30 protein-coding genes are annotated in these 25,915 nt (G+C 72.0%); 20 read left to right on the forward strand and 10 right to left on the reverse strand.

Annotated features, from left to right (window positions below):
- Positions 1 to 36: 36 nt before the first annotated feature.
- The 9 genes from AB0Q90_RS38755 (at position 37) to AB0Q90_RS38795 (ending at position 7,863) form a co-directional block, all read left to right on the forward strand.
- Positions 37 to 765, forward strand: a complete 729-nt coding sequence (locus tag AB0Q90_RS38755) for an MBL fold metallo-hydrolase (protein WP_363164413.1) — start codon at positions 37 to 39, stop codon at positions 763 to 765.
- A 99-nt stretch (positions 766 to 864) separates the two neighbouring features.
- Complete coding sequence (locus AB0Q90_RS38760; protein WP_363164415.1) at positions 865 to 987, forward strand: putative leader peptide; 123 nt, start codon at positions 865 to 867, stop codon at positions 985 to 987.
- Between the two features lie 120 nt (positions 988 to 1,107).
- Positions 1,108 to 1,986: a glutathione S-transferase C-terminal domain-containing protein gene (locus AB0Q90_RS38765; RefSeq protein ID WP_363164416.1), complete on the forward strand. Its 879-nt coding sequence runs from the start codon at positions 1,108 to 1,110 to the stop codon at positions 1,984 to 1,986.
- A gap of 17 nt (positions 1,987 to 2,003) precedes the next feature.
- Positions 2,004 to 2,069 (forward strand): putative leader peptide, encoded by a 66-nt coding sequence (locus AB0Q90_RS38770; protein WP_363164533.1) that lies wholly within the window; start codon positions 2,004 to 2,006, stop codon positions 2,067 to 2,069.
- A gap of 79 nt (positions 2,070 to 2,148) precedes the next feature.
- Positions 2,149 to 3,336: an LLM class flavin-dependent oxidoreductase gene (locus AB0Q90_RS38775; RefSeq protein WP_363164417.1), complete on the forward strand. Its 1,188-nt coding sequence runs from the start codon at positions 2,149 to 2,151 to the stop codon at positions 3,334 to 3,336.
- 16 nt (positions 3,337 to 3,352) lie between these two features.
- Positions 3,353 to 4,726 (forward strand): NtaA/DmoA family FMN-dependent monooxygenase, encoded by a 1,374-nt coding sequence (locus tag AB0Q90_RS38780; protein WP_363164418.1) that lies wholly within the window; start codon positions 3,353 to 3,355, stop codon positions 4,724 to 4,726.
- The gene (locus tag AB0Q90_RS38785) at positions 4,723 to 5,802 is read left to right on the forward strand and encodes an LLM class flavin-dependent oxidoreductase (protein ID WP_363164419.1); all 1,080 of its coding nucleotides are present in this window, start codon (positions 4,723 to 4,725) and stop codon (positions 5,800 to 5,802) included. Before AB0Q90_RS38780 ends, AB0Q90_RS38785 begins: the two co-directional genes overlap by 4 nt.
- 11 nt (positions 5,803 to 5,813) lie before the next feature.
- Positions 5,814 to 6,929, forward strand: a complete 1,116-nt coding sequence (locus tag AB0Q90_RS38790) for an LLM class flavin-dependent oxidoreductase (RefSeq protein ID WP_363164420.1) — start codon at positions 5,814 to 5,816, stop codon at positions 6,927 to 6,929.
- A gap of 28 nt (positions 6,930 to 6,957) precedes the next feature.
- Complete coding sequence (locus AB0Q90_RS38795; RefSeq protein WP_363164422.1) at positions 6,958 to 7,863, forward strand: oxidoreductase; 906 nt, start codon at positions 6,958 to 6,960, stop codon at positions 7,861 to 7,863.
- On the opposite strand, the gene sph is transcribed toward AB0Q90_RS38795, so the two are convergent.
- Positions 7,864 to 8,850 carry a sphingomyelin phosphodiesterase gene (gene sph, locus AB0Q90_RS38800; protein WP_363164423.1) on the reverse strand — a complete coding sequence of 329 codons (987 nt, stop codon included), beginning with the start codon at positions 8,848 to 8,850 and terminating at the stop codon, positions 7,864 to 7,866.
- Between the two features lie 119 nt (positions 8,851 to 8,969).
- Positions 8,970 to 9,428 carry a pyridoxamine 5'-phosphate oxidase family protein gene (locus AB0Q90_RS38805; protein ID WP_363164424.1) on the reverse strand — a complete coding sequence of 153 codons (459 nt, stop codon included), beginning with the start codon at positions 9,426 to 9,428 and terminating at the stop codon, positions 8,970 to 8,972.
- A gap of 142 nt (positions 9,429 to 9,570) precedes the next feature.
- Here AB0Q90_RS38805 and AB0Q90_RS38810 point away from each other — a divergent pair, with 142 nt between their 5' ends.
- Together AB0Q90_RS38810 and AB0Q90_RS38815 are read left to right on the forward strand one after the other, a co-directional pair.
- The gene (locus AB0Q90_RS38810; RefSeq protein WP_363164425.1) at positions 9,571 to 9,957 is read left to right on the forward strand and encodes a VOC family protein; all 387 of its coding nucleotides are present in this window, start codon (positions 9,571 to 9,573) and stop codon (positions 9,955 to 9,957) included.
- Between the two features lie 50 nt (positions 9,958 to 10,007).
- A complete protein-coding gene (locus AB0Q90_RS38815) occupies positions 10,008 to 11,072 on the forward strand; it encodes an adenosine deaminase (protein ID WP_363164426.1) in 1,065 nt (354 codons plus the stop codon).
- Here the strand turns inward: AB0Q90_RS38815 and AB0Q90_RS38820 are convergent.
- Together AB0Q90_RS38820 and AB0Q90_RS38825 are read right to left on the reverse strand one after the other, a co-directional pair.
- Positions 11,060 to 11,569, reverse strand: coding sequence for a DUF664 domain-containing protein (locus tag AB0Q90_RS38820; protein ID WP_363164427.1), 510 nt, complete (start codon positions 11,567 to 11,569; stop codon positions 11,060 to 11,062). The two genes, AB0Q90_RS38815 and AB0Q90_RS38820, sit on opposite strands and share 13 nt — an antisense overlap.
- A 27-nt stretch (positions 11,570 to 11,596) precedes the next feature.
- Positions 11,597 to 12,484: a LysR substrate-binding domain-containing protein gene (locus tag AB0Q90_RS38825; protein ID WP_363164428.1), complete on the reverse strand. Its 888-nt coding sequence runs from the start codon at positions 12,482 to 12,484 to the stop codon at positions 11,597 to 11,599.
- Positions 12,485 to 12,619: 135 nt separating this feature from the next.
- Here AB0Q90_RS38825 and mgrA point away from each other — a divergent pair, with 135 nt between their 5' ends.
- Complete coding sequence (gene mgrA / locus AB0Q90_RS38830; protein ID WP_363164429.1) at positions 12,620 to 13,615, forward strand: L-glyceraldehyde 3-phosphate reductase; 996 nt, start codon at positions 12,620 to 12,622, stop codon at positions 13,613 to 13,615.
- A 114-nt stretch (positions 13,616 to 13,729) separates the two neighbouring features.
- Here the strand turns inward: mgrA and AB0Q90_RS38835 are convergent, their stop codons facing one another.
- Together AB0Q90_RS38835 and AB0Q90_RS38840 are read right to left on the reverse strand one after the other, a co-directional pair.
- Positions 13,730 to 14,017, reverse strand: coding sequence for a DUF1905 domain-containing protein (locus tag AB0Q90_RS38835; RefSeq protein ID WP_363164430.1), 288 nt, complete (start codon positions 14,015 to 14,017; stop codon positions 13,730 to 13,732).
- 66 nt (positions 14,018 to 14,083) lie between these two features.
- On the reverse strand, positions 14,084 to 14,467 hold the full coding sequence (locus tag AB0Q90_RS38840) for a nuclear transport factor 2 family protein (RefSeq protein ID WP_363164432.1): 384 nt from the start codon (positions 14,465 to 14,467) through the stop codon (positions 14,084 to 14,086).
- 334 nt (positions 14,468 to 14,801) lie between these two features.
- On the opposite strand from AB0Q90_RS38840, the gene AB0Q90_RS38845 reads away from it, so the two are divergent.
- Genes AB0Q90_RS38845 through AB0Q90_RS38865 form a run of 5 tightly spaced genes read left to right on the forward strand, consistent with a single transcriptional unit; the run spans position 14,802 to position 19,654 of the window.
- Positions 14,802 to 15,212: a hypothetical protein gene (locus tag AB0Q90_RS38845; RefSeq protein WP_363164433.1), complete on the forward strand. Its 411-nt coding sequence runs from the start codon at positions 14,802 to 14,804 to the stop codon at positions 15,210 to 15,212.
- A gap of 56 nt (positions 15,213 to 15,268) precedes the next feature.
- The gene (locus AB0Q90_RS38850) at positions 15,269 to 17,608 is read left to right on the forward strand and encodes an FHA domain-containing protein (protein WP_363164434.1); all 2,340 of its coding nucleotides are present in this window, start codon (positions 15,269 to 15,271) and stop codon (positions 17,606 to 17,608) included.
- A 9-nt stretch (positions 17,609 to 17,617) separates the two neighbouring features.
- Positions 17,618 to 18,163, forward strand: coding sequence for a hypothetical protein (locus AB0Q90_RS38855; protein ID WP_363164435.1), 546 nt, complete (start codon positions 17,618 to 17,620; stop codon positions 18,161 to 18,163).
- Complete coding sequence (locus tag AB0Q90_RS38860; protein WP_363164436.1) at positions 18,153 to 19,145, forward strand: serine/threonine-protein kinase; 993 nt, start codon at positions 18,153 to 18,155, stop codon at positions 19,143 to 19,145. Before AB0Q90_RS38855 ends, AB0Q90_RS38860 begins: the two co-directional genes overlap by 11 nt.
- 11 nt (positions 19,146 to 19,156) lie before the next feature.
- Entirely contained in the window at positions 19,157 to 19,654 is a 498-nt protein-coding gene (locus AB0Q90_RS38865) for a hypothetical protein (protein WP_363164437.1), read from the forward strand.
- Between the two features lie 12 nt (positions 19,655 to 19,666).
- Here the strand turns inward: AB0Q90_RS38865 and AB0Q90_RS38870 are convergent, their stop codons facing one another.
- Positions 19,667 to 20,938: a streptophobe family protein gene (locus tag AB0Q90_RS38870; protein ID WP_363164438.1), complete on the reverse strand. Its 1,272-nt coding sequence runs from the start codon at positions 20,936 to 20,938 to the stop codon at positions 19,667 to 19,669.
- Positions 20,939 to 21,099: 161 nt separating this feature from the next.
- Here AB0Q90_RS38870 and AB0Q90_RS38875 point away from each other — a divergent pair, with 161 nt between their 5' ends.
- Both AB0Q90_RS38875 and AB0Q90_RS38880 read left to right on the forward strand, forming a co-directional pair.
- Positions 21,100 to 22,305, forward strand: coding sequence for a DUF6777 domain-containing protein (locus AB0Q90_RS38875; protein ID WP_363164439.1), 1,206 nt, complete (start codon positions 21,100 to 21,102; stop codon positions 22,303 to 22,305).
- A 98-nt stretch (positions 22,306 to 22,403) separates the two neighbouring features.
- Entirely contained in the window at positions 22,404 to 22,862 is a 459-nt protein-coding gene (locus tag AB0Q90_RS38880; protein WP_363164440.1) for an ATP-binding protein, read from the forward strand.
- A gap of 37 nt (positions 22,863 to 22,899) precedes the next feature.
- Here AB0Q90_RS38880 and AB0Q90_RS38885 read toward each other — a convergent pair whose 3' ends face one another.
- Positions 22,900 to 23,961, reverse strand: coding sequence for a calcium-binding protein (locus AB0Q90_RS38885; protein WP_363164441.1), 1,062 nt, complete (start codon positions 23,959 to 23,961; stop codon positions 22,900 to 22,902).
- 227 nt (positions 23,962 to 24,188) lie between these two features.
- On the opposite strand from AB0Q90_RS38885, the gene AB0Q90_RS38890 reads away from it, so the two are divergent.
- Positions 24,189 to 24,611, forward strand: a complete 423-nt coding sequence (locus AB0Q90_RS38890) for a helix-turn-helix transcriptional regulator (RefSeq protein WP_363164442.1) — start codon at positions 24,189 to 24,191, stop codon at positions 24,609 to 24,611.
- 18 nt (positions 24,612 to 24,629) lie between these two features.
- Here the strand turns inward: AB0Q90_RS38890 and AB0Q90_RS38895 are convergent, their stop codons facing one another.
- Positions 24,630 to 25,232, reverse strand: coding sequence for an ATP-dependent Clp protease proteolytic subunit (locus AB0Q90_RS38895; protein WP_363164443.1), 603 nt, complete (start codon positions 25,230 to 25,232; stop codon positions 24,630 to 24,632).
- A 2-nt stretch (positions 25,233 to 25,234) separates the two neighbouring features.
- Positions 25,235 to 25,873 carry an ATP-dependent Clp protease proteolytic subunit gene (locus AB0Q90_RS38900; RefSeq protein ID WP_363164444.1) on the reverse strand — a complete coding sequence of 213 codons (639 nt, stop codon included), beginning with the start codon at positions 25,871 to 25,873 and terminating at the stop codon, positions 25,235 to 25,237.
- Between the last annotated feature and the right edge of the window lie 42 nt (positions 25,874 to 25,915).

Consider the following 25,915-nt stretch of genomic DNA (forward strand, 5'->3'; position numbering starts at 1 on the left):
ACCGCCACGTTTCCCGGCTCCTGACAGACTGCGCGCATGGCACCTGCGTTGAGTCGGCTGTCCGGCCGGGTCTGGATCCACCCCGCAGATCCGGCTGCCGAGGCCGTCAAACCCTGTGTCGCGGTGGTCGTCGACGACGCGGGCAGCACAGTCGTCGACGCCGGGCAGAGCCCCGCGCACGCCCGGCTCGTGCAGGCGGCCATGGCGCAGGCGGGGCTCCCGGCCGCCGTCCGACTGGTGTACACCCACCACCACTGGGACCACACATGGGGCGCCTGCGCCTGGGAGGTCGAGGAGATCGTCGGACATCGGGCGGGCGCCGAACTGCTGTCCGCCGAGGCGCGCCGCCCCTGGAGCCACGCATACCTGCGGCAGGAGATGGCCGCCAACCCCCGGCTGAGGCCGAGCTTCACGGCCCGGGCGCGGGCCATGCCCACCTGGGAGGGCTTCGCCGTCCGGCCGCCGACCCGGACCTTCACCGACCGGCTGCGCCTGCCCGGAGGGGTCGAGGTCCGGCATGTGGGCGGCCGGCACGCGGCGGACTCCGCGGTGGTGGCCGTCCCCGACTCCGGGGTGCTGCTGCTCGGCGACTGCTTCTACCCGCCGCCCTATCACCTGCGCCGACCCGGGCCCGCCGGCGAGGAGATCGATCTGCCGCAGATCACCGCCCTGGTGGCGGAGGGCTTCGACTGGTACGTCGACAGCCACAGTCCCCCATGGCGCCCTCCAGCAGCGGACGGGAGTCTCCCCGCGGAGAACCCGTGATCACGCGCTCCTGGAGCCCACGCTGCGGACACCCTCTTGACGTCGGTCTGCGTCCGACAGAGACTCCGGATGGGAATCCTAGTGAACAGGTAGGGAAGCATGGGGCGCCTTGAGCGGGTCACCGGCCGAGCGGGCCATGCGTCTGCGGCGTGCCCGCTTCTGACCTCCCGCCGGCACATCGATCTGCTGCGCGTGTGCAGCGCGATCGGTCCCCTCGGCTGACCGGGCCGCGCCCACCCGACCCGTGCCGCAGACGTCGGCGCGCGCCCCCGCCCTCGCTGCCGCCCTGTCCGTCGCCGCTTCCGCCGCGCGCCCGTCCGCGCGCCTGCCCCGGGGAGAGTCATGTCCGTCGCACCGTTGGCCGGCCACCCGTCCGCGTGGCCCGCCGCCGCGTTCCAGGGCCGTATCGGCCACGACGCGCGCAGCGGCCACTACGCCGTGCCGCGCCGCTACCGCCTCCACCTGTCGACCGCCTGCCCCGACGGCCTGCGGATCGCCGTCACCCACAGCCTGCTGGACCTGGACGAGATCTGTCCGGCCACCTACCTGCCCGCCGTCCCCGACCGTCCCGACGGCGGATACGCCGCACTGCTCCCGCTCTACGACGCCAGCGCCCACCGCTACACCGGACCGGCGCACGCCCCTGTCCTCAGCGACGACTGGTCGGGGCGGATCGTGAGCACGTACGCGCCCGGCATCGCCCGCGACCTGGCCCGCCACTTCGGCGGCGACCGCCCGCAGTTGTACCCGTGCGACGCGCAGCCGGAGATCGAGGCCGTCGAGCGCATGTGCGTACAGGGCATCGAGCAGGCCGCGCAGAGCGCCGGGTCGGCCGGCGGTGACGAGCACGAACGTGCCGCCGCGGCCGAGCAGTTGATCGAGACGCTGGACGCGCTGGAGCACAGGCTCGTCCGGCGCGCCCACCTGATCCACGATCAGATCACCGCGGCCGACGTCGAGTTGTGGGTCGCGCTCGTCCAGCTCGACACGGTTCACCGCCACCACCTGGACGCCGGCACGGTCGAGCGCATCGCCGACCACCCCACCCTGTGGTCCTACGCCCGCCGCCTCGCCGCCCGTCCCGCCTTCGGCGCCCACCTCGATCTCGAAGGGATCGCCCGCCGCCACCACGCCCGCTGCCAGGGCCTCGAAGCGGCGGGAGCGGCCGTCCAGATCCTGGACTGGGCGGCTCACAGCGCTCCGCGGAGGCGACGGACGTGACCCCCCGCCTGCGCACCGTGCACCTCCACTCCCGGCCCCACATCGACCTCCAGCGCGTGGCCGGCGCGCTCTGTTGCCCCTGACGCGTCGCTCCGCCACCGCGCCCACGCACGACACGCGGGCCGGTGAACTCGTACGGACCCCTCAGGAAGGCACCCCTTCGTGTCCTCAACACCCCTTGCTCCACTGCACCTTGCCGTCGCACTGGACGGCACCGGCTGGCACCCCGCGTCCTGGCGCGAGCCGGTGGCCCGGCCCCGCGAACTGCTCACCGCCGGATACTGGGCCGACCTGGTCGCCGAGGCCGAACGCGGCCTGCTCGACTTCGTCACCTTCGAGGACGGCCTCGGTCTCCAGTCCTCCCACTTCCTGGACCCGGACGGGCGCACCGACCAGGTCCGGGGCCGCCTCGACGCCGTCCTCGTCGCCGCCCGAGTCGCCCCGCTCACCCGGCACATAGGCCTCGTCCCGACCGTGGTGGCCACGCACACCGAGCCCTTCCACATCTCCAAGGCGATCGCCACCCTCGACTACGTCAGCACGGGCCGGGCGGGCCTGCGCGTGCAGATCACCGCCCGCCCGAACGAGGCCGCGCACTTCGGCCGCCGCACCGTCCCCCCGGTCGAAAGCTACGACAGCCCCGTGGTGACCGAGCTGTTCGACGAGGCCGCCGACCATGTCGAGGTCGTCCGCCGGCTCTGGGACAGCTGGGAGGACGACGCCGAGATCCGGGATGCCGCCACCGGCCGCTTCATCGACCGGAACAAGCTGCACTACATCGACTTCCAGGGCAGGCACTTCGACGTCAAGGGCCCCTCCATCACCCCGCGCCCGCCTCAGGGCCAGCCGGTCGTCACCGCCCTCGCCCACCAGACCGTCCCGTACCGGCTGGTCGCCCGCCAGGCCGACATCGGCCATGTCACCCCGCACGACCCGGACCAGGCGCGTGCGATCGTCGCGGAGATCCGCGCCGAGCAGGAGGCGGCCGGCCGCGCGGGCGAGCCGCTGCACATCTTCGGCGACCTCGTCGTCCTCCTCGACGACACCCCCGGCACGGCGGCGGCCCGCCGGGAACGCCTCGACGCCCTCGCGGGACAGCCGTACACCAGCGACGCCCGCGTCTTCACCGGCACCGCCGACCAACTCGCCGACCTGCTCCAGGAGTTGCAGACCGCGGGACTGACCGGCTTCCGGCTCCGGCCCGCCGTCCTCGGGCACGACCTGCCGCGCATCACCCGGGACCTGGTCCCCGAACTCCAGCGCCGCTCCGCCCTCCGCCGCGCCTACGAGGCCGACACGCTCCGCGGCCTGCTGGGGCTGCCCCGCCCCGCCAACCGCTACGCCGCCTGAGCCGGAAGGAACCCCCATGCCCAAGCCCCTGAAGCAGATCCACCTGGCCGCACACTTCCCCGGCGTCAACAACACCACCGTGTGGAGCGATCCCGAGGCCGGCAGCCACATCGAGTTCGCCTCCTTCGCCCACTTCGCGCGCACCGCCGAACGCGCCAGGTTCGACTTCCTGTTCCTCGCCGAAGGACTCCGGCTGCGCGAACAGGGCGGTCGGATCTACGACCTGGACGTCGTCGGCCGCCCCGACACCTTCACCGTCCTGTCCGCCCTCGCCGCCGTCACCGAACACCTCGGCCTGACCGGCACCATCAACTCCACCTTCAACGAGCCCTACGAGGTCGCCCGCCAGTTCGCCACCCTCGACCACCTCTCCGGCGGCCGCTCCGCCTGGAACGTCGTCACCTCCTGGGACGCCTTCACCGGCGAGAACTTCCGCCGCGGCGGCTTCCTGCCGCAGGAGGAGCGCTACTCCCGGGCGAAGGAGTTCCTGGCCACGGCGAACGAACTGTTCGACTCCTGGCACGGCGACGAGATCATCGCCGACCCGGCCACCGGCACCTTCCTGCGCGACGCCCGGGCGGGCGCCTTCGTCCACCGGGGGCAACACTTCGACATCCACGGCCAGTTCAACGTCCCCCGCTCCCCGCAGGGCCGCCCGGTCGTCTTCCAGGCCGGCGACTCCGACGAGGGCCGCGAGTTCGCCGCCGCAAGCGCCGACGCCATCTTCAGCCGGTACGCCGCCCTCGACACCGGCCGCGCCTTCTACACGGACGTCAAGTCCCGCCTCGCCAAGTACGGCCGCCGCCCCGATCAGTTGCTCATCCTCCCTGCGGCCACCTTCGTCCTCGGCGACTCCGACGCCGAGGCCCAGGAGATCGCCCACGAGGTGCGCCGGCAGCAGGTGAGCGGCGCCACCGCCGTCAAGCACCTGGAGTGGGTGTGGAACCGCGACCTCTCCTCCTACGACCCGGACGGACCGCTCCCCGACATCGACCCGCTGCCCGGCGAACACACCGTTGCCCGCGGCCGCGCCCAGGTCCGCATGTACCGCGACCCGCTCGCCACCGCCCGCGAGTGGCGCGAGCTGGCCGCCGCCCGCAACTGGTCCATCCGCGACCTGGTCATTGAGACGGGCAACCGCCAGAACTTCATCGGCAGCCCGGCCACCGTCGCCGACACCATCAACGCCTACGTACAGGCCGACGCGAGCGACGGCTTCATCCTCGTCCCGCACCTCACCCCGGGCGGACTGGACGAGTTCGCCGACAAGGTCGTCCCGCTGCTCCAGGACAAGGGCGTCTTCCGCACCGAGTACGAAGGCACCACCCTGCGCGACCACCTCGGCCTCGCACACCCGGACGAGGCCCACAACGAGCGGGTGGCGTCGTGAAGTTCCTCGCGATCACCCTGATCGTGCACGGCCCCGATCCGGTCACCGGAGCGCACAAGTCCACCCACGAACGCTTCCAGGAGGTCCTCGACAACGCCCTGCTCGCCGAGGAGCTCGGCTTCGACGGATTCGGCGTGGGGGAGCGACACGAACGGCCCTTCATCTCCTCCTCGCCGCCCGTCGTGCTCAGCCATGTCGCCGCCCTCACCCGGCACATCCGGCTGTTCACCGCCGTGACCACGCTCAGCCTCCTGGACCCGGTACGCGCCTACGAGGACTACGCCACCCTCGACCACCTGTCCGACGGGCGCCTGGAGCTGATCATCGGCAAGGGCAACGGCGCCGCCCAACGCGAGCTGTTCCAGGTCACGCCCGAGGACCAGTGGGAGCGCAACGCCGAGAGCTACGAGCTGTTCCGGCGGATCTGGCGCCAGGACCAGGTCTCCGCGACGACGCGTTTCCGCCCCGCACTCAAGGACGCGGAGGTCTGGCCGAGGCCGTACCAGCAGCCGATCCGGGTCTGGCACGGCAGCGCGACCAGCAGGCAGAGCGTCGACCTCGCGGCACGCTACGGCGACCCGTTGTTCTCCGCGAACGTCACCCATCCCATCGAGCCGTACGCCGAGCTGATCCGCCACTACCGCGAACGCTGGCAGTACTACGGCCACGACCCGGCGCGGATCGCGATCGGGGCCGGTACGGCCGGTATGTACGTGGCCAGGACCTCGCAGGAGGCGATCGACGCCTACCGCCCGGTCTTCGAGGGCAACTCGGCCCTCCAGAAGCGGCTGGGCCTGGAGCCGGTCTTCACGACGGTCGAGGACTTCGTCGCGCGCAGTTCGGCGCTGATCGGCAGCCCGCAGCAGATCGTCGACAAAGTGCACCGATACCACGAGGAGTTCGGCCACACCGTCCTGCATCTGCACGCCGAGGCAGGCGGACTGACGGCCACTCAGCACCGCGACTCGCTGGAGCTGTTCCAGTCGGAGGTCGCACCCGTACTGCGGCGCAGCATCCCGGATCCACCCTTCCCGTGGGCTCACGTCCTGCCCGAACCCTCACCCGCCCGCCCCTGAGGAGTCCACCCGTGTCAGCCATCCCCCTCGGCGTCCTGGACCTGGTGCCGATCCCGTCCGGCGCCACCCCGGCCGAGGCCCTGCGCAACTCCATCGACCTCGCCCGGCACGCCGAACGCCTCGGCTACACCCGGTACTGGTTTGCCGAACACCATCTCAACCCCGGCGTGGCCGGTACGTCGCCGGCAGTCGTCCTCGCCCTGACGGCGTCGGCCACCTCCACCATCCGGCTGGGCTCCGGCGCCGTCCAGCTCGGCCACCGCACCGCACTGTCGACGGTCGAGGAGTTCGGCCTGATCGACACCCTGCACCCCGGCCGCCTCGACCTGGGCCTCGGCCACTCCGGTGGGCGCCCGCCCGGACAGCCGACGGCGACCCCGGCGGTCGCCGGACGCGCCCCCAACGGCCTGCTCATCCCGCCCCGCTTCTCCTTCGAGCGCCTGCTCGGCTCCCCGAGAATCGCCCTCCAGCGCAAGTTGCTGATGCTGCCCCACGCCGAGTCCCAGGAGTACGCCGAGCAGATCGACGACATCCTGGCCCTCCTCGCCGGCACCTACCGCTCCCCGGAGGGCATCGAGGCGCACGCCGTGCCGGGCGAGGGCGCGGACGTCGAGATCTGGATCCTCGGCAGCAGCGGCGGCCAGAGCGCCGAGGTCGCCGGCGCCCGGGGCCTGCGCTTCGCCGCGAACTACCACGTCAGCCCGGCCACGGTCCTCGAAGCGGTGGACGGCTACCGGGCTTTCTTCCAGCCGTCCGAGTTCCTCGACAAACCGCACGTCAGCGTCTCGGCGGACGTGGTCGTCGCCGAGGACGACGAGACGGCCCGCGAACTCGCCGAGGGCTACGGCCTGTGGGTGCGCGGCATCCGCACCGCCGAGGGCGCGATCGAGTACCCGACGCCGAAGGAGGCCCGCGCCCACGCGTGGACGGACGAGGACCGCGGACTCGTCCAAGACCGCGTCGACACCCGGTTCGTGGGCTCACCCGGCCAGGTCGCCGACCGGCTGGAACAACTCCAGGAGGCGACCGACGCCGACGAACTGCTCATCACGACGATCACCCACGATCACGCGGCCCGGGTGCGCTCGTACGAGCTGCTGGCCGAGGAATGGCGCGGCCGCCGGTGACGGAGCGGGGCTGTGCGAGACTCCCCCGATGAGCTCACACACGATCACCGCGGACGCCGCGGGCACCTGGAAACTCGGCGACCTGCCCGTCAACCGCCTCGGCCTCGGCGCGATGCGGCTGACGGGCAGCGCCGCCTTCCACCTCGGCACGCCGAGCGACCGGGAACGGTCGATCGGCGTACTGCACAAGGCGATCGAGCTCGGCGTCAACCACATCGACACCGCCGCCTTCTACTTCTCCGCCCTGCGTTCGGCCAACGAGCTCATCAACTCCGCACTCGCGCCGTACCCGGACGATCTGGTGATCGTCACCAAGGTCGGCCCGTTCCGTGACTACGCGGGGGAGTGGGGCACCGCGGCCCGCCCCGAGGACCTGCGCGGGCATGTCGAGGAGAACCTGCGCCAGCTCGGCCGCGACCACCTCGACGTCGTCAACCTCCGCCGGATGCGGCAGGACTCGATCGCCGAGCACTTCGGGGCGCTCGCCGAACTGCGCGAGGCCGGGCTGATCCGCCACCTCGGCATCTCCGACGTCGAGCCCCGTCACCTGGCCGAGGCGCAGGCCATCGCCCCCGTCGTCTGCGTGCAGAACCGCTACGGACTCGGCTTCCACGACCCGGCGACGGACGAACTCCTGCGGATCTGCGGCGAACAGGGCATCGCCTTCGTGCCGTTCTTCGCCATGGCCGGTGACGGCGGAGCACAGGGCGTGACCTCCGCCCACGACGAGGTGGTGGCCGACGTCGCCCGCCCCCACGGCGTGCGCCCCGTCCAGATCTCCCTCGCCTGGACCCTGCACCAGGGCCCGCACGTGCTCGCCATCCCCGGCACCGGCAACCCCGACCACCTCGTCGAGAACGTCGCGGCGGGCGCCCTCCGTCTCACCGACGAAGAGCTGGCCCGCCTCGACGCCACCCGAGGCAAGGCCGGTTGATCAGCCCGCCGAACCGGTCACCGGGTAGTGGTCGGAGAGGTTCGTGTACGTGTAGTCCGTGCCCCAGCTCGACACCGTCCAGGGCGCGCTCTGCTCCTTGAACACGTCGTTCTTCCACACGGCCGGGCGGGCGTGCCCCGCGCGGTGCAGTACGTAGTCCAGGTCCTCGCGCGGGTCGCTCGGGTAGCGGTCGTGGGCTATGGAGTTGTCCTGCGTGTCGAAGGAGTACAGGTGGCCGGTGCGCGCGTCGGCGCCGGCCAGGCCCGCGTCGGAGAGCATCGTGCCGTACTCCGCGGTGCGCGAGTCGACGTTGAAGTCGCCCGCGACCATGACCTGTTCGCCTGCCGGGATGTTCTTGGCGTCCAGGAACGCGTCCATCGCCCTGAACTGCCGGCTGCGCATCGCGGCGGCCTCACCGGCGTCGCAGCCCGGGTCGGTGGACTGGGCGTGCGTGCCGACGACGTGCACCTTGGTGCCGTTGACGTCGAGCACGACGTAGACGAAGCCCTTGTTGGACCACCAGTCCGCGCCGCAGGCGTCCTTGTAGACGTACTGCTCCTTGCGCAGGATCGGCCACTTGCTGAGGATCGTGACCCCGCCGTCCTCCGGCGTCGTCGCCGAGTAGGCACCGCCGGTGGCGTCCCAGCCGGTCTTGCTGCGGCCCATCACGGGCGTCTGGTACGGGTACTGGCCGGCCAGGGAGCTCTTCAGCGCGTCCGAGGAGGAGTTGTCGAACATCTCCTGGAACACGACGACGTCGTTGCCCTGCACGAACGGCGCCTTGGCGATCTCGGCGGCCCGGTGGTCCTGGCCCCAGTTCGGGTACAGGGACTTGCTGAACAGGAAGACGTTGTACGACAGCACCTCAAGCGGCGGCGTCTGCTCGGCGGCCGACGCGGTGGGCGCCGCGCCCGCCAGTCCGAGGGCGGCGAGCGAGAGTGCGAGCACGGCCGAGCCCTGTGCACGGCGGTGTGCGATGAGCGTCACTGGATCTCCCTGTGATTGAAGGGTGTTGAGTGGCGCCGCACATCAAATCATCAGGGATTACTCTCAGGTAACACTTGTGCGGGAAATAGATGGCGCGAGGACGTACGTACGGAAGTTGTTCAGACAAGCCAGCTCCCGTCCCGCATGAGATGCCGCTGCGGCAGCTCCCGCACCTCGTGCCAGGCCTGCACCGCCCGCGGGCGCACCTGGAAGAAGGCGTACGACGAGCTGTCCGCGCGCGGATCCCAGCCGGTCTTCGCCAGGAACGCCTGCGCCGGCGCGTCCGGTACCTCCCGCGAGGTGAACGTCGAGACGTCGCCGTCGATGAGCACCACGTCCCGGGTGTCACCGAACGCCAGCCGGGCCCGCCCGCCGTCCCGCAGATTCCGGCCCGTCGGATTGCCGGCCCGCGTCGACAGCCACAGCGCCTCCCCGTGCCAGACGAACCACAGCGCCACCAGGCACGGCATCCCCTCGCTGTCCGCCGTGGCCACCCAGATGTCGATCTCGCTCTCCAGCCGGTCCAGTACGTCCTGCTTGCGCTGTGCGGGGGTGCGGGGGGTATCGGTGATCGTCATGGGCCGGGACGCTACCGACCGGTGCGCCCGGGCGCCTCGGGCCACGGCCCTAGGTCTGCGGAAGGAGCTCGCGGGCAGGGACTGGCGCGCCCGGGGTTTTACGTATAACCTCTCTCGTCAACCGCACGTCCGAGAGGTATCGATGAGTCGCATCGCCCTGGTCACCCTTGTCGTCGACGACTACGACGAGGTGATCCGCTTCTACACGGAAGCTCTCGGGTTCCGGCTCGTCGAGGACGCCCCGCGCCCCGACGGCTCCCGCTGGGTCGTCGTGGCCCCCGGCGGCCAGGGCACCGGCCTGCTGCTGGCCCGCGCCAAGGGCGAGGCCCAGGGCGCGCGGGTCGGCGACCAGACCGGCGGGCGCGTCGGGTTCTTCCTGCACACCGACGACTTCGCCCGCGACCACGCCCGCATGCTCGCCGCGGGTGTGACCTTCCTGGAGGAGCCGCGCCACGAGCCCTACGGCTCGGTCGCCGTCTTCCAGGACCTGTACGGCAACCGCTGGGACCTGCTCCAGCCCGCCGGCTGACCCACCCTCCCGCCGCCCCGAACCGCCCCCGCTCAAGGAAAGACCTCACCGTGACTGCTACGCGCGTAGACGCCGATGTGATCCGCCGCCTCCCCAAGGCCGTCCTGCACGACCACCTCGACGGCGGCCTGCGCCCCGCCACCGTGGTGGAGCTCGCCGAGACGGTCGGCCACACCCTGCCCACCACCGACCCGGACGAGCTCGCCGCCTGGTACTTCGAGGCCGCGAACTCCGGTGACCTGGTCCGCTACATCGCCACCTTCGAGCACACCCTCGCCGTGATGCAGACCCGCGAGGGCCTGCTGCGCACCGCCGAGGAGTACGTCCTCGACCTCGCCGCCGACGGTGTGGTCTACGGCGAGGTGCGCTACGCCCCCGAGCTGAACACCAACGGCGGGCTGACCCTCGCCGAGGTCGTCGAGACCGTCCAGGAGGGGCTCGCCGCCGGTATGGCCAAGGCCGCGGCCGCCGGTACTCCGGTGCGTGTCGGCACCCTGCTGTGCGGCATGCGGATGTTCGACCGCGTGCGCGAGGCGGCCGACCTCGCCGTGGCCTTCCGGGACGCGGGCGTCGTCGGCTTCGACATCGCCGGTGCCGAGGCGGGCTTCCCCGCCGCCGACCACCTCGCCGCCTTCGAGCACCTGCGCCGCGAGAGCGTGCCCTTCACCATCCACGCCGGTGAGGCCGACGGCCTGTCCAGCATCCACCAGGCGCTCCAGATCTGCGGCGCCCAGCGCATCGGCCACGGCGTGCGCATCACCGACGACATCGTGGACGGCAAGCTCGGCCGCCTGGCCGGCTGGGTGCGCGACCGCCGCATCGCCCTGGAGATGTGCCCCACCTCCAACCTCCAGACCGGCGCCGCCACCTCGATAGCCGAGCACCCCATCACCGCGCTGAAGGACCTCGGCTTCCGCGTCACCCTGAACACCGACAACCGTCTGGTGTCGGGCACGACGATGACGCGCGAGATGTCCCTGCTGGTCGAGGAGGCGGGCTGGACGGTCGAGGACCTGCGCACGGTCACCGTGAACGCCCTCAAGAGCGCGTTCATCCCGTTCGACGAGCGCAAGGCCCTCATCGAGGACGTCGTCCTGCCGGGCTACGCGCTCTGAAGCAGCCCGCGCACATAGGCGGCCTGTCCGACGTGCTGCAGATCGTCGGACAGGACGCTGACCAGCCGTACGCCCAGACTGACCGGCGGATCCCAGCGCTCGTCCACGATGCGCTCCAGATCCTTGGCGGCCAGTTCGCGCAGCACCCCTAGGGTCTGGGCGTGTACGGCGTCGTAGTAACCGGTCAGCAGGTCGGCCGAGTCGACCCGCACCCTGGCGACCTTCGCGGCGCTGTGGCCGTAGCCGGTGTCGCGGCGCGGCAGGTCCAGCCCGAAGGTCTTCTGCCAGTCCTGGGCCAGCCACACCTGGTCCAGGCCGAAGGCGTCGGCGATGTGATCGTCCTGGACGCGGCTGAGATGCCAGATCAGCCAGGCGACGGAGTTGGCGTCGGGGGCGGGGCGGGCGTGGAGCTCGTCGGGGCCCAGGCCCTCGACGGCGGCGTGGACTTCTTCCTGGATGCGGCTGTACGCGTCAATGAGGATGTCCTTGGCATGCATGGCTCCACCATCGCGCATCGGCGTCCGTCACGCGCCCTCTGTTTCCAGTAGCGCCATCAGCGCCCGCGCCGCCGGGCTCGTGGCCTGCGGGGGCGGCAGCAGGGCGACCGTCTCGTACACCCGCTCGCCGGTGCCCTTCACGGGCAGCGCGGTCAGGGAGCGCCGCTTGTGCCGGAAGTGGCGCGGTACGACGGCGATGCCGAGGTTCTCGTCCACCAGGTCCAGCAGGCTGTGCACGTCGTTCACCTCCAGCGCGACGCTGCGCCGTACGCCCGCGGCGGCGAACGCGGCGTCGGTGGTGCGGCGCGGCCCCCAGTCCGGATGGAAGTCGACGAAGACCTCGCCGCCCAGGTCCTCCGGAGTCACCGCCGCGCCGGCGGTCGCGAGCCGGTGGCTGGGATGGCACAGCACCGTCATGGGCTCGCTGGTCAGGGGTACGGCGCGCAGCTGGTCGGTGTCCTCCTGCGCCGCGCGGACCGCGAACGCCAGGTCCAGGCGCCCGGCCGCGACCTCCTCCGCCAGAGCGCCCGAGCCCGCCTGCCGCAGACAGATCTCCACATCCGGATGCTCCCTGCGGAACGCGGCCAGCAGCCCCGCCACATGCACCCCGGCGATGCACTGCTCGGACCCGAGGGCCAGCATCCCGCGCAGCACGCCCTGCACCGCGGCCACCGCCTCGTGGGCCGCCCGGACCTGCGCCAGGATCCGCTCCGCCTCGCCCAGCAGCGCGCGCCCGGCCGGTGTGAGCGTGACACTGCGCGTCGTGCGCACGAACAGCGGGGTCTGCAACTCCCGCTCCAGGGCCCGGATCGAGGCCGACAGGCCCGACTGGGACACCATCAGGCGTTCGGCGGCCCGGGTGAAGTGCTGGTCCTCGGCGACCGCCACGAAGTGCTGGAGATGGCGCAGTTCCATGATTGAGCAGCGTAACCGCTGAATCCCATCTGATTTACCTGTTGGACCAATGCCCACAGGTCGCGAAAGAGTGGATACCGGTTCAGTCGGAGGCGTCTGAACCCACCCCTGTGTGCCAACCCCTCTGGAGTCGCGTTGTACACCGCACACCCCGACCGCTACGCGGACATGCCCTACCGGCGCACCGGACGCAGCGGCCTGAAACTCCCCGCGATCTCGCTCGGCCTGTGGCACAACTTCGGCCCGGCGGACCGCACGGTCGACACCCAGCGCGCCATCCTGCGCCGCGCCTTCGACCTCGGCGTCACCCACTTCGACCTCGCCAACAACTACGGCCCGCCGCCCGGCGCCGCCGAGTCCGCGTTCGGCGAGGCGCTGCAGGCCGACCTCGCGCCGTACCGCGACGAGCTGATCATCTCCACCAAGGCCGGCTACCTCATGTGGCCAGGCCCGTACGGCGAATGGGGCTCCCGCAAGTACCTGCTGTCGTCGCTGGACCAGAGCCTGAAGCGGATGGGCCTGGACTACGTCGACATCTTCTACTCGCACCGCCCCGACCCGGAGACTCCCCTGGAGGAGACGATGGGCGCCCTGCACTCGGCGGTGCAGCAGGGCAAGGCGCTGTACGTCGGCATCTCCAACTACTCGGCCGAGCAGACCCGCGAGGCCGCCCGCATCCTGGGCGAGCTGGGCACCCCGCTCCTGATCCACCAGCCGCGCTACTCGATGCTCGATCGCCGCCCCGAGGACGAGGGTCTCCTCGACGCCCTGGACGAGCTCCAGGTCGGCTCCATCGTCTTCTCCCCGCTGGAGCAGGGCCTGCTGACCGGCCGCTACCTCGACGGCATCCCGGAGGACTCGCGGGCCGCGAGCGACAGCCCGTTCCTGAACTCGGACGCCCTCACCGAGGACCTGGTCCGCAAGCTCCGCGAACTGAACGACATCGCCAAGTCCCGCGGCCAGACCCTCGCCCAGCTCGCCCTGGCCTGGGTCCTGCGCGGCGGCCGGGTCACCTCCGCGCTGGTCGGCGCCAGCAGCCCGCAGCAGATCGAGGACAGCGTCGGCACCATCCGCAACCTGGACTTCGACACGGAGGAGCTGGCCCGGATCGACGCGGTGATCAACTCCTAGCACACCCCCTCGCGCGACCGGTGGCGGGCGACCGCCACCGGCCCCGGCCCGGCGTGCGGCGCCGGACGCGGCGACCTGCGGGCCGTCAACGGTGATCCTGAGGCGCCCGTCGGCCTAGGAACCGAGCCGCTCCTCCAGCCGTACCGTCACCCTGTCCCCCTCCTCCTTGCCGATCGCCCGTCGCACCTCCGCCTTCACCGGCAGCATGTGGGTGCCGTCGCCGAGGGCCATGAAGGAGCTCCGGAAGGGGTGTCCGTCGATGGTTCCGCGGACCTTGACCAGGCCGCGGGTGCCGAAGAAGGTGACCGATTCGGGCCAGACGACGTATGTCCAGCTGCCTGTCTCCGGGCGTTTGCGCAGGACTGCGGTGAATTCCGCGATCGCTTTTCCTGTTGCAGCCATGACGTCCTCCGCTCGCGGTGCTCTCCTGTAACAAGAGACCACCGCGAGCGCGAAAACTCATCGCGATTACGCCCCCTCGGGCACCCGGTCCAGGAAGCCCAGGACGGAGCGGATACGGCCCTCCGCGTCCAGGGTGATCACGTCGAACCCGGCGACGGGGGCCGATCCGTCGGTTTCGCTGACCAGCTCCCAGGAGAAGCGTGCCGTGTCGTGATGGCCGTCGACCCCGCCGGCGAGCCGGAAGGCGAAGCCCGGGAAGCGGGCCTGCGCCGCGCTGATCACGGCCACGATTCCCTCCGGCCCGCGGACATCGGCGAGCGGGTCGGTGTAACTGCCCTCCGGGGCCCAGGCGTTGGCGACCGCCTTGGCCAGCTCGGCCGGGCCTTCGGCGTTCCAGGCCTCGAAGTAGCGGGCGACGGCGTCCTTGTACAGATCGGTGTGCGCGGGCATGGGAGATCAGCCTCCGGCGGGGTCGTTTGTGCAGGTCAGGTCCCGGATCCGGTCGTGCGGACCCGGCACGAACCACCCTGCCCGCACAGGGCGCGCGGGTCGATTACGTCCGGGGTAATGCGGGGATTGACGCGCACCCGCCATATTTCGGCCAACTCCGGCTGTGAATATGCCAGGAGACTGGCCGGAAAGTCATGGTGACAGTGTTTCAGTAGTGAACATACTCAACAACAGAGGGCCTTCACGCGGAGCGAAGGGCCCATCACGCACAGACATGAGCCGCACGGAAAGCGAGGCCCGGCCGACAGGCGAGCGCACCACGGGGGAGTGAGACGTGCACGACGAATTCCTGTGCCATGTCACCGCGTACGGCACCTGCGGCGGCCGACGCATCGGGGTGCCGCTGGGCACCTACCGGGCGCCCACCCTGGCCCTCGCCCTGTGGTGGCTGCGCGACCGTGCCTCCTGGATCGCCGAGCGTCTGGACCCGCTGCCGGAGGCCGAGCACTTCCCGCCCAGCGCGCTCGTCCCGGTCGCCCAGACGGTGCCCGACGTACCGGCCGTGCTCCGCGCCTGGTGCGGTGACGTCCGTCAACAGGAGCTGATCGCCGAGCAGTTGGCCGCCGGGCGGCTGATCCGGATCGCCACCAGAGACGACACCACCGAGTACGAACTCCTCGCCGAGTCGGTGGACGCCCTGCGCATGCAGCGGACGATCCCGGCGCTGGTCGTGCCCGTCGGCTGAGCCGCCGCTGCCCCCGCGGCCAGGCGCATACATGAACGAATCGGTAGAATTCTGGCATGGCGGAGCGACCGCTCGCACCGACTGCGCCCGTGCTCGTGCTGGAGACCGAGTCGGGCTCCACCGTGATGACCCCGGTCCGCGACTACCACGTCGGACGCGACCCGCTCAGTGACGTCGTCATCGACGACGCCCGGGTCTCCTGGCACCACGCGGTGCTCCACCCGGAGACCGACCACTGGACGCTCCACGACGAGGGCAGCACCAACGGCACCTACACCGACGGCCACCGCGTCCTCGACGACGACGTCGGCCCCGGCACCGTGATCCGCTTCGGCAACCCCGCCGACGGCCCGCGCGCCATCCTGCTCGGCCGCGCCGAACCGACCCCGGAGCGCCCCTCGGCGGTCTCCATGCCCGCCCTGACCGGCACCTTCCGGCGGCCGACCAGCGTCAGACCGCTGCCCACCCGGACCGTCCGCATCGGCCGCGCCGCCGACAACGACCTCGTCATCGACGACCTCGTCGTCTCGCGCCACCACGCCGAACTGCGGGCCCTGCCCGACGGCAGCTACGAGATCGCCGACCTCGGCAGCCACAACGGCACCTACCTCAACGGCAGCCCCGTCACCGCCGCCCCCCTCGGCCCCGGCGACGTCATCGGCATCGGCCACTCCGCGTTCTGCCTGGTCGGCGACGAGCTGCAGGAGTACGTCGACACCGGCGAGATCTCCCTGGAGGTGCAGGACCTCACCGTCGCCGTCGACCGCGGCCGCAAGACCCTCCTCGACCACGTCTCCTTCCCGGTGGGGGAGAAGTGCCTGCTCGCGGTCGTCGGCCCGAGCGGCGCCGGAAAGTCCACCCTCCTGAACGCGCTGACCGGACAGCGCCCCGCCGACCACGGCACCGTCGTCTACGACGGCCGCGACCTCTACCGCGACTACGCCGAGCTGCGCCAGCGCATCGGCCTGGTCCCGCAGGACGACATCCTGCACGCCCAGCTCACCGTCCGCAGCGCCCTGTCCTACGCCGCCGAACTGCGCTTCCCGCAGGACACCGCCAAGGCCGAGCGCCGCGCCCGGGTGGATGAGGTCATCGGAGAACTCGGGCTGGAGCAGCGGGCCGGACAGCCCGTGCACAGCCTGTCGGGCGGCCAGCGCAAGCGCGTGAGTGTGGCCCTGGAACTGCTGACCAAGCCCTCCCTGCTCTTCCTCGACGAACCGACCTCCGGACTCGACCCCGGCATGGACCGCTCGGTGATGCACATGCTGCGCGGCCTCGCCGACGACGGCCGGACCGTCATCGTGGTCACCCACAGCGTCCTCAGCCTCGACGTCTGCGACCGCCTCCTGGTGCTCGCCCCCGGCGGCCGCATCGCCTACTACGGCCCGCCCGAGGACGCCCTCGCCTTCTTCGGCTTCGAGCAGTGGCCCGAGGCCTTCGAATCCTTCGAACGCGACCAGGACCGCGACTGGTCCGGGGACTACCGCACCTCCCCCCTGCACCGCCGCTACGTGGCCGACGCCACCGCGCAGCCCCGGCTGCCCCGCACCGGGCCCGTCGTCATCACCCCGCCCCGCCGGCCGCGCAGCCGCGGCGCCCAGCTCGGCACGCTGGTCCGCCGCTACACGACCGCGCTCAGCGCCGACCGGACCTTCCTCGCCATCATGATCGCCCTGCCGTTCGTGATGGGCGCCATGGGCCGGGCGCTGGCCGGCGGTGAGCTGACCCAGGAGACGGCGATGAACGCGCTGCTCATCCTGTGTGTCGGCGCCGTCCTCACGGGTGCCGCGAACGCCGTGCGCGAACTCGTCAAGGAGCGCGTGATCTACCGGCGCGAGCGTGCCGTCGGACTGTCCAGATCGGCGTATCTGCTGTCGAAGATCGTGGTGCTGGGGACCGTCACCGTGCTCCAGTCGGTGGTGCTGACCCTGGTCGCCCTGCTCGGCGTGGACCTCAACGCGCCGGGCGGCGAAGGCGTGTTGATGCCGCCACTGGTCGAAATCACCGTCGCCGTCGCCCTGCTGGGCTTCACCGCGATGATGCTCGGGCTGCTGGTCTCGGCGCTGGTGCGCAAGGAAGAGGTGACGATGCCGCTGCTCGTGCTGCTCGCCATCGTCCAAGTCGTCTTCTGCGGCGCCCTGCTGAAACTCGACGGCGTGCCCGGGCTGGAACAGCTGGCCTGGCTGGTGCCCTCGCGGTGGGCGCTCGGCGCGATGGCGGGCACCGTCGACCTGGCCCGGATCGTGCCCGGCGAGCTGACCGGCGACCCCCTCTTCGAGCACTCGGCCGGCGTGTGGCTGCTCAATGTGGCCATGCTCGTGGTGCTCTCGGCGCTCTTCGGCTACCTGGTCTCCCGGCTGCTGCGCCGGCACGAACCCGTCGTGATGCGGAAGTAGGCGCACCCCATGGCGACCCCCGGCTTCCTGCCCACCCACGTCGTCCCGCAGCACGGGACGCCCGCCTGGGAGGCCCCCGACCCCGCCCGGCCCACCGTGCCCCTCGACCCGCTGCTGCCGGTGCAGCTCGTCGAACGGCGCGGTGACTGGGCGCACGTGCTGTGCGCCAACGGCTGGTCGGCCTGGGTGGACGGCCGCCTCCTGGTCGCCGTACCCCAGGACCCGCCCACCGCGGACGGACCCATGACCCGCACCGCCGACCCGCGCCCGCAGCTCGCCCGCGCCGAGCAGACCCTCGCCCGCTACCGGGCCGCGGTGGAGGAGCTGGCGGCGGGCGGCCTGGACGGCGAGTCCTTCCGCGGCCGCACGCGCGGGCTGCGGATCGGCGTGGTCGTCGAGGGCGAGCACATCTGGCTGTACGACGCCGAGCGCGGGCACTGGGCGTACGCGGACGGCCTGCGGCTGAGTACGTACGCGCCGGACGAGGCGCCCCGCGCCGCCGCCCCGGACCCCGGCCATGCCCCCACCCAGGTGGTGACCCCCGATGGCCCGTGAGACGAGCCTGTTCTCGGGCCGGCCCTCCGAGCTGATCGGCAAGAAGATCGCCGGCTACCGCATCGAGCGCGAGATCGGCCGCGGCGGCATGGCCGTCGTCTACCGCGCCCGCGACCTGCGCCTGGACCGCACCGTCGCGCTCAAGCTGCTCGCCCCGGAACTCGCCCGCAACGACACCTTCCGCCGCCGCTTCACCCACGAGTCCCGGGCCGCCGCCGCGATCGACCACCCGCACATCGTGCCGGTCTTCGAGGCGGGCGAGACGGACGGCGTCCTGTACATCGCCATGCGTTACGTCGCCGGCCGAGACCTGCGCCATCTCCTGGACCGCGAGGGCCCGTTGACGCCCGCCACGGTCGTGCGCATCGCCGCCCAGGTGGCCTCCGCGCTGGATGCCGCCCATGAGCACGGGCTGGTCCACCGGGACGTGAAACCCGGCAACATCCTGGTCGCCCGCGGCACCGACAGCGACCACCCCGAGCACGCCTACTTGACCGACTTCGGCCTGACGAAGAAGTCGCTGTCGCTGACCGGGTTCACCACGGTCGGCCAGTTCGTCGGCACCCTCGACTACGTGGCGCCCGAGCAGATCTCCGGCAAGCCGGTGGACGCCCGCTGCGACGTGTACGGGTTCGCCTGCGTCGTCCACGAGTGCCTGGCGGGCCGCCCGCCCTTCCGGCGCGACGACGACATGGCCCTGCTGTGGGCCCACCAGTACGACGACCCGCCCCCGCTGACCGAGGCCCGCCCCGACCTGCCCGCCGCGGTCGACGCGGTCTTCGCCCGCGCCCTGGCCAAGAGCCCCGACGACCGGTACGAGTCGTGCCTCGCCTTCGTCGCCGCCCTGCGCGCCGCGCTGCGCGGCACCGGGGACTCCGGGCACCCGGCGACACAGGTCGACCTGAAGGTCGTGGCGGAGCGGGCGGAGGGCCCCAAGGCGCCGCCGCGGTGGGCCGAACCCGTCTTCGGGCGGGGCCTCTAAGCTGCGGTGTCATGCAGAACGGGCTCATTCACGAGGACAGCGCCTTCCTCAACTTCAGGGACGGAACGTTCCGATGGGTCGATGTGAAGTACCTGCGGCTGCCTGCGGAGCCGGCCGGTGACCGGGAGCTGCTGGCCGCGCTCGTCGGGCACGAGCAGTTCCGGGACGACTACGCGGGCGGCGGAGTACTGCCGGAGGGAACCAGACACGGCCCGTACTGGCTGAGGCTGGTCACACCCGACGCCTACGAAGACGTCGGCCGGGAGAAGAGCGCGCACGTCCTGCGGGAGTGGGCGGACCGGTTCGGGGTGCTCCCCGGCGAGCTGGAGGCCGATCTCCGGCGGCTGGTGTTCGACCCCCTGGCAGCGGCCGATGCCGTCCACCACCTGAGCGGGCTCGGGGACGAGGCGTTCCACGACTGGGGCGGAGTGCACGGGGAGTTCCACGAGTTCGTGCTCCTCGACCGCACGGCCGGGCGGATCACGCTGCTCGTCGCGGCCGACGACTGAACCGGCCGCTCTTCAGCGCCGCGCGTCGACCGCGCCCCGCCGGTGCACCGGCCCCGCCAGCAGTCCGCCGAGGAACCCGGCGACCAGGCCCCACAGCAGGGCGAAACCCAGCGCGCCCCACAGCTGCGGTTCCAGGAACAGCTCCCCGCCCAGATCGCCGCCCAGGTCCCCGATGCCCAGCACCGACAGACCGTAGTGCGCGGAGATCCGGCCGAGCAGGCAGATCACCAGGACGGTCAGGGCCAGTGCGACGGCCAGGTGCACGGCGTGCTGCCAGACGCGCATCCGGCGCGGTGACCGTGCCGCCATGACGAACGCGGCGGCCAGTACCAGGACCGCCTCGACGGCGACCAGCCACCACACCCGGCCGTCGTGGTCGGCGAGCGTGCTCAGGTTGAGCGTCGCGGTGTCGGAGCCGCGCAGCACCTCGTCCAGGACATGCGGCATCGGCAGCCCGAACGGCCCGTCGACCCGGCCCTCCCAGGTGGCGCCGAGGCCGATGGTGAGCGCCAGCCACACCAGGTTCGGCAACCCGAGCAGCAGCACGGCGAGCGTCTCCACCGCATGGCCCTGGGTCACCGCGACCACCAGGCCGATGACGACGCCCAGGGCGACATGGGCGAGCAGCAGCACGACCATGGCGTACGCGGCCGGGCGCACCGACTCCTGGAACCGCAGCAGCCGGGCCGGCAGCGGAGCGCCGCGCGAGACCAGCAGCGCCAGCACCAGGACTCCCGCCAGCCACAGCAGGCCGAAGAAGAGCGTCGCCGGTACGTCCGTGGTGAAGCCGACCTGCGGCGAGACACCGAACACGTCGCCGAGCTCGCCGAGCGTGTCGTCGCCGAGGGACAGGTCGAAGGTCTGGCGGGCGGCCAGGGCCAGGCCGAGCAGCGCGAGCAGCCACAGCACGGCTACGCGGGCGGCCCATCCGGCCAGTTCGCGCGCGCCGGCGACGGCCCGGTGCCGCAGCGGCCGCAGGAAACCGGCGGCCAGGACGAGGGCGCCGACCAGCGTCACCGACAGCGGGATCACGGTGAGGTCCGCCGAGGACTCGGCGAGCCCGCCCGCGTCACCGGAGAGCTCGATCGTGCCGCCGACGGCCGTGACCACCGTGGCGGCGACGACCCGTGGGAAGGCGTTGTCCGGCAGGTCCGTCGCCCCGGCCGCCCACAGGCCCAGTGCGGCGACGACGCCCATGGAGATCGCCGCGGCCAGCACGGCGACGACGGCCTGCACCCAGCCGTGGCGGGGGAGTGCCTGGTCGGAGGGGGTTCGCGGACTCACCCTGCCACGCTAAGCAGCCACCGCCCCGCCCGCCTGCCGGGAGGTCCGTCCGCGTCCGCTTGCGGACGACACCCGACCGGAGCACACAATGGTGATGATGTGGATCAAATAGGCGAAATCGTCTCAATGCCGTTCGGGTGCCACATCGGGAAGAAGGGCTCGTGAGCGTCGAACCTCCGTCGTCCGGCCGCCCCACAGGACCCCCCTCGGGTCCTCTGTCGGGTCCCTCGCAGCCGCCCTCCGAGCCGCCGTCCCAGCCCCCGGGCAGCGGCGGCGGCAGCACCGGCCCCGGGCCGGAACCCCACCGCCCGTGGTGGCGTTCCGTGCCCCGTGTCGCCGTGCTCGCCACCGTCGTGGTGGCAGCCGTGGTGCTCGCCCTCGTCTTCAGCCGGACCGACGGCGGCTCCGGCTCCGACAGCGAGGTCTTCCTCCAGGCCGCCGGAAAGAGCGGCCCCGACCCGTTCACCGAGTCCACCGCCACGGACAGCTCCGCCCCGCCCGTCTCCGCCTCCCCGGCCACCGAGTCCGCCACGGAGGGCGCGGTACGCGGGGTCGACGGCGGCGCGCCCGGCCTGTACGGAGGCACCCGCAACGTCGCCAGCTGTGACGTGGAGCGGCAGATCAAGGCGCTGCAGGAGCAGCCGGACAAGAACCGGGCCTTCGCCTCCGTCGCGGGCGTCGAGCCCTCCGGCGTCCCCGCCTACCTGCGCTCGCTCACCCCGCTCCAGCTGCGCCTGGACACCCGCGTCACCAACCACGGCTACCGCGACGGCGCCGCCACCAGCTACCAGGCCGTCCTCCAGTCCGGCACCGCCGTCCTCGTCGACGACCGCGGAGTGCCCCGGGTGCGCTGCGCCTGCGGCAACCCGCTGACCCCGCCGGTGGCCCAGCAGAGCGCACCGAAGCAAACCGGCGACTCCTGGTCGTCGTACCGCTCCTCGAACGTCGTCGTGGTCGCGCCCGCCACGGTCGTCATCAACGTCTTCGTCGTCTACGACCCCGACGGCGACGACTGGTTCGAGCGTGAGCCCGGCGACACCGGCGGCAAGGACCAGAAGACCGACCCGCCGGCCCACCAGCCCTCCCCGTCGGTGAGCGAGGAGCCCTCGACGACGCCGTCCCCCGGCAGCACGACCCCGTGCCCGCCGACGGACACGCCCACGGGCACGCCCACCGGCACGGAGACCACCTGCCCGCCGACCTCCACCACACCGCCCACGTCCGAGTCGCCGTCGTCCGAGCCCCCGACGACGGAGCCGGAGACGCCCGAGACATCCGCCCCTGAGGCGCCGCTCGCGTCCGACACGACGGCCACGACGACACAGTCGGCACCCACGTTCCCGAGCGCCCAGTCGCCCGCGGTGTGACACAGCGGAACCCGTGACGGGGACTGCCGCGTCCGGCACTGGGTACGAGGACTGGTGCAGCAGCATCCGGCCGGACCGGCTTCCCGAGAGAGAAACGCATGATCGAGCACGTGGACGGGGCAGTGATTCCTACTGGTTTCGACGTGCCCGTGGAACCGCTGCGGCGGGCGGCGCACTACAGCGGCGAACCGGGATGCATCGCCGAGGCGCGCTCCTTCGCCGCCCGTTTCGTCGGCCGGCTCAGGACCGAATGGTGCGCCGAGATCGGCGCCCGCGCCGAGGAGGAACTGCTCCTCGTGGTGAGCGAACTGGTCACCAACGCCGACCGGCACAGCAACGGCCCGTACATCCTCGACCTGGAGGGCACGGACGCCCAGGTCGCGGTCTGCGTCTATGACAGCAGCGCCGCCCTGCCCCGGCACTACCCGAGGGACCCCGAGCGCGTCGGCCGGCACGGCCTGGAGATAGTGCACGCACTGGCGACGGAGGTCACCGTCGAACGGGTTCCGGTCGGCAAGCGGGTGCGCGCGGTCATGCGGGTGAGCGAGGGCCGGTAGGCGTCCGCCGGCCCTCGCTCAGCCCGTCTGCCGGCTTCTACGGGATGCCGTTGACCGTCTCGCAGCGCACGGCCGTGTCGCCGCTGCCCGTCTCCCCGTCGCAGTCGTCGGTCTGCTCTCCCCCGTCGAGGGCGTCGTCGGCCGCGCCACCCCGCAGGGTGTCGTTCCCGCTGCCGCCGTTGAGCAGGTCGTCGCCGCCGCCCGCGCCGACGCTCGCGACTCCGTCGAAGTTCACGTTGTCACCGAAGAGGGTGTCGTCGCCCGCGCGGCCGTCGATCAGGTCGTCATCGGCCCCCGCGGCGAGGTCCGCGGAACTGTCGCCCACGAGCAGTTCGGCGCCGGATCCACCCGTGATCCGGTCCGCACCCGCCCCGGCCGCACGGTGTCCGGGCGTCCCCGAGTTGTGGTCCCCGACGACGAGGAACCCACCGTCCGGTCCCAGGTCCAGTACGTCGTCGCCGCCGGCCCCGCTCGCGTCGAAGGTCGCGTTGCTGTCGCCGACGATCGAGTCGGCGCCGAGACCGCCGGTGATGTGGTCCCGGCCGGCGCCCACCGCGTCACCGTTGGTCGCGATGGAGTCGCCGGTCATGAGGTCGTTGCCCGGCCCGCCCTCGATCCGGTCCTGCCCGCCCCCTACGGCATCGCCGTCCACGGCGCCGCTGTCGCCCGCCGCGCGATCGTTCCCCGGCCCGAGGAGCAGCACGTCGTTGCCCCCGCCGACGGCGCCGCCGCTCGGGTTGAACCGGTCGCCGCGCAAGCGGTCGTCACCGGCGCCCGCGTCGATCCGGTCGTTCCCCAGGCCCCCGGTGATGTTGTCGGCGCCGTCGAGCCCGCAGATGCGGTCGTTGCCGCCCCTGCCGTCGATCGAGTCGGCGCCGGGGGAGCCGACGATGACGTCGTCGCCCGGCGTGCCGTTGAGGGTGCCCGCACCGGTGAGGGTCGCCGGGCTGCCGAAACACGTCGGTTGCGCCGCCGCTGCGGCGGTCGCGGGCAGCCCGAGCGTGAGAAGTGCTGTCGTGGTGATTCCGGCCGCCCAAGTCCACCGGGATGCCGGAGGGCGGAGTCTGCGAACCGGTGCTGAGCGGGAGTTGGCGTCCATAGTCGTGCGAGACCTCCGGTTCCTGGACACAGCGGTCCAGGTCGGTGCCGAGGGAAGGCAGGGAAAGATCACCTGCTCGATATTCCGGACGCTAGGGGAGAGCCCGGCCGGGGTCGACCGGAGCCCTGCGTTCGGGTGAGCGGCCGGGGGCCCGCGATCCCGGCGATTTCCCCCAGGGCGGAATGCCGATGCCTTCCCCCGGCGTCCACGGCTTCTAGGCTGAAGGGGTGAGCAACCGAGCGCCCAACCAAGCCCGCGTCATCCCGCTGCGCCCGCCGGCCGCCGGCCCGGTCGCCCCGACCACCCCCCAGGGCCCGGCGCGGCCCGGGGAGCCCGCGCCCAAGGAACCCCTCTGGCGCGACCTGATCGGCGACGTCCTCCGGCGCGAGCGCCTCGCCCAGGAACGCACCCTGAAGGATGTCGCCGACACCGCCCGGATCTCCATGCCCTACCTCTCCGAGGTCGAACGCGGCCGCAAGGAGGCCTCGTCGGAGGTCCTCGCGGCCGCCGCGCACGCCCTCGGCCTTGGCCTGGGCGACCTGCTGTCGCGGGCGCAGGGCGAACTGATCCGGCTCACCAGCCGTCACAGCTCCGCGCCGAGCCGCGGCACGGCCGGATCGTCGTACAACGGACTCTGCCTGGCCGCCTGATGATGCCGTCCCGGCGCCTCAGACCCGTACGAGGCGCCGGCTGACCACCTCGTCGGCCAGGCCGTAGGCCACGGCCTCCTCCGCGGTGAACACCTTGTCGCGGTCCATGTCCGCGCGCAGTGTGGCCACGTCGTGCCGCGTGTGCCGGGCCAGCACCTCCTCGACCTGCGCGCGGATCCGGACCATCTCCTTGGCCTGGAGCGCCAGATCGGAGACGGTGCCCTGCCGTCCGCCGCTGGCCGGCTGGCCCAGCAGCACCCGCGCGTGCTCCAGCACGAACCGCCGCCCGGGATCCCCGCCCGCCAGCAGCACCGCTGCCGTGGACGCCGCCTGCCCCACGCAGAACGTGGAGATCGGCGCCTGCACATAGGTCATCGTGTCGTAGATCGCCATCAGCGAAGTGAACGAGCCGCCGGGGGAGTTGATGTAGATCGCGATCTCGTTCTCCGGCGCCGACGACTCCAGATGGAGGAGTTGGGCGATGACGACATTGGCGACCCCGTCGTCGATCTCCGTGCCGAGAAAGATGATCCGCTCGTTGAGCAGCCGGCTGAACACGTCGAAGGACCGCTCGCCCTGCGGGGTGCGCTCGATGACGTTCGGAATCGTGTAACTGCCCATGTCTACAGCCCCATCCGTCGCTTCGAGGCGGCCGGGCGGACGTCCGCGAGGGACTCCACCACCCGGTCGACCATGCCGTACTCCCGGGCCTCCTCGGCCGTGAACCAGCGGTCGCGGTCGCCGTCGGCGGAGATGGTCTCCGGGCTCTGCCCGGTGTGCTCCGCGGTGAGCCGCTCGATGGTCCGCTTGGTGTGCTCCAGGTTCTCCGCCTGGATCTCGATGTCCGCGGTGGTGCCGCCGATGCCCGCCGACGGCTGGTGCATCATGATCCGCGCGTTCGGCAGCGAGAACCGCTTGCCGGCCGTGCCGACGCTGAGCAGGAACTGCCCCATGCTGGCGGCGAAGCCCATGGCGAGCGTCGCGACGTCGTTCGGGATCAGCCGCATCGTGTCGTAGATGGCGAGCCCCGCGTGCACCGAGCCGCCCGGGCTGTTGATGTACAGGGCGATGTCGGTGCGCGGGTCCTCCGCGGACAGGATCAGCAGCTGGGCGCAGACCCGGTTCGCGGAGACCTCGTCGACCTGCGTGCCCAGCAGGACGATCCGCTGCGCGAGCAGCTGGGCGGCCAGATGGTCGTCGAAGCGGGTGGGCGGGGTGTCGCCCTCCTCCGCCCGTGGCGCGAGCGTGGTCAGTGGAGTCATGGGTTCTCCCGGTCGTGGCGTGGATGCCGTCGACTCCACTCT

Origin of the sequence: Streptomyces sp. NPDC079141, assembly GCF_040686775.1 — a bacterium.
Lineage (GTDB): Bacteria > Actinomycetota > Actinomycetes > Streptomycetales > Streptomycetaceae > Streptomyces.

Excerpts from the sequence above, each read along its gene's own strand:
- AB0Q90_RS38755 (WP_363164413.1), top strand. The coding sequence starts at position 37 with ATGGCACCTGCGTTGAGTCGGCTGTCCGGCCGGGTCTGGATCCACCCC.
- AB0Q90_RS38760 (WP_363164415.1), top strand. The coding sequence starts at position 865 with ATGGGGCGCCTTGAGCGGGTCACCGGCCGAGCGGGCCATGCGTCTGCG.
- AB0Q90_RS38765 (WP_363164416.1), top strand. The coding sequence starts at position 1,108 with ATGTCCGTCGCACCGTTGGCCGGCCACCCGTCCGCGTGGCCCGCCGCC.
- AB0Q90_RS38780 (WP_363164418.1), top strand. The coding sequence starts at position 3,353 with ATGCCCAAGCCCCTGAAGCAGATCCACCTGGCCGCACACTTCCCCGGC.
- AB0Q90_RS38795 (WP_363164422.1), top strand. The coding sequence starts at position 6,958 with ATGAGCTCACACACGATCACCGCGGACGCCGCGGGCACCTGGAAACTC.
- AB0Q90_RS38805 (WP_363164424.1), bottom strand. The coding sequence starts at position 9,428 with ATGACGATCACCGATACCCCCCGCACCCCCGCACAGCGCAAGCAGGAC.
- AB0Q90_RS38810 (WP_363164425.1), top strand. The coding sequence starts at position 9,571 with ATGAGTCGCATCGCCCTGGTCACCCTTGTCGTCGACGACTACGACGAG.
- AB0Q90_RS38820 (WP_363164427.1), bottom strand. The coding sequence starts at position 11,569 with ATGCATGCCAAGGACATCCTCATTGACGCGTACAGCCGCATCCAGGAA.
- AB0Q90_RS38825 (WP_363164428.1), bottom strand. The coding sequence starts at position 12,484 with ATGGAACTGCGCCATCTCCAGCACTTCGTGGCGGTCGCCGAGGACCAG.
- AB0Q90_RS38835 (WP_363164430.1), bottom strand. The coding sequence starts at position 14,017 with ATGGCTGCAACAGGAAAAGCGATCGCGGAATTCACCGCAGTCCTGCGC.
- AB0Q90_RS38840 (WP_363164432.1), bottom strand. The coding sequence starts at position 14,467 with ATGCCCGCGCACACCGATCTGTACAAGGACGCCGTCGCCCGCTACTTC.
- AB0Q90_RS38850 (WP_363164434.1), top strand. The coding sequence starts at position 15,269 with ATGGCGGAGCGACCGCTCGCACCGACTGCGCCCGTGCTCGTGCTGGAG.
- AB0Q90_RS38855 (WP_363164435.1), top strand. The coding sequence starts at position 17,618 with ATGGCGACCCCCGGCTTCCTGCCCACCCACGTCGTCCCGCAGCACGGG.
- AB0Q90_RS38860 (WP_363164436.1), top strand. The coding sequence starts at position 18,153 with ATGGCCCGTGAGACGAGCCTGTTCTCGGGCCGGCCCTCCGAGCTGATC.
- AB0Q90_RS38865 (WP_363164437.1), top strand. The coding sequence starts at position 19,157 with ATGCAGAACGGGCTCATTCACGAGGACAGCGCCTTCCTCAACTTCAGG.
- AB0Q90_RS38880 (WP_363164440.1), top strand. The coding sequence starts at position 22,404 with ATGATCGAGCACGTGGACGGGGCAGTGATTCCTACTGGTTTCGACGTG.
- AB0Q90_RS38885 (WP_363164441.1), bottom strand. The coding sequence starts at position 23,961 with ATGGACGCCAACTCCCGCTCAGCACCGGTTCGCAGACTCCGCCCTCCG.
- AB0Q90_RS38895 (WP_363164443.1), bottom strand. The coding sequence starts at position 25,232 with ATGGGCAGTTACACGATTCCGAACGTCATCGAGCGCACCCCGCAGGGC.
- AB0Q90_RS38900 (WP_363164444.1), bottom strand. The coding sequence starts at position 25,873 with ATGACTCCACTGACCACGCTCGCGCCACGGGCGGAGGAGGGCGACACC.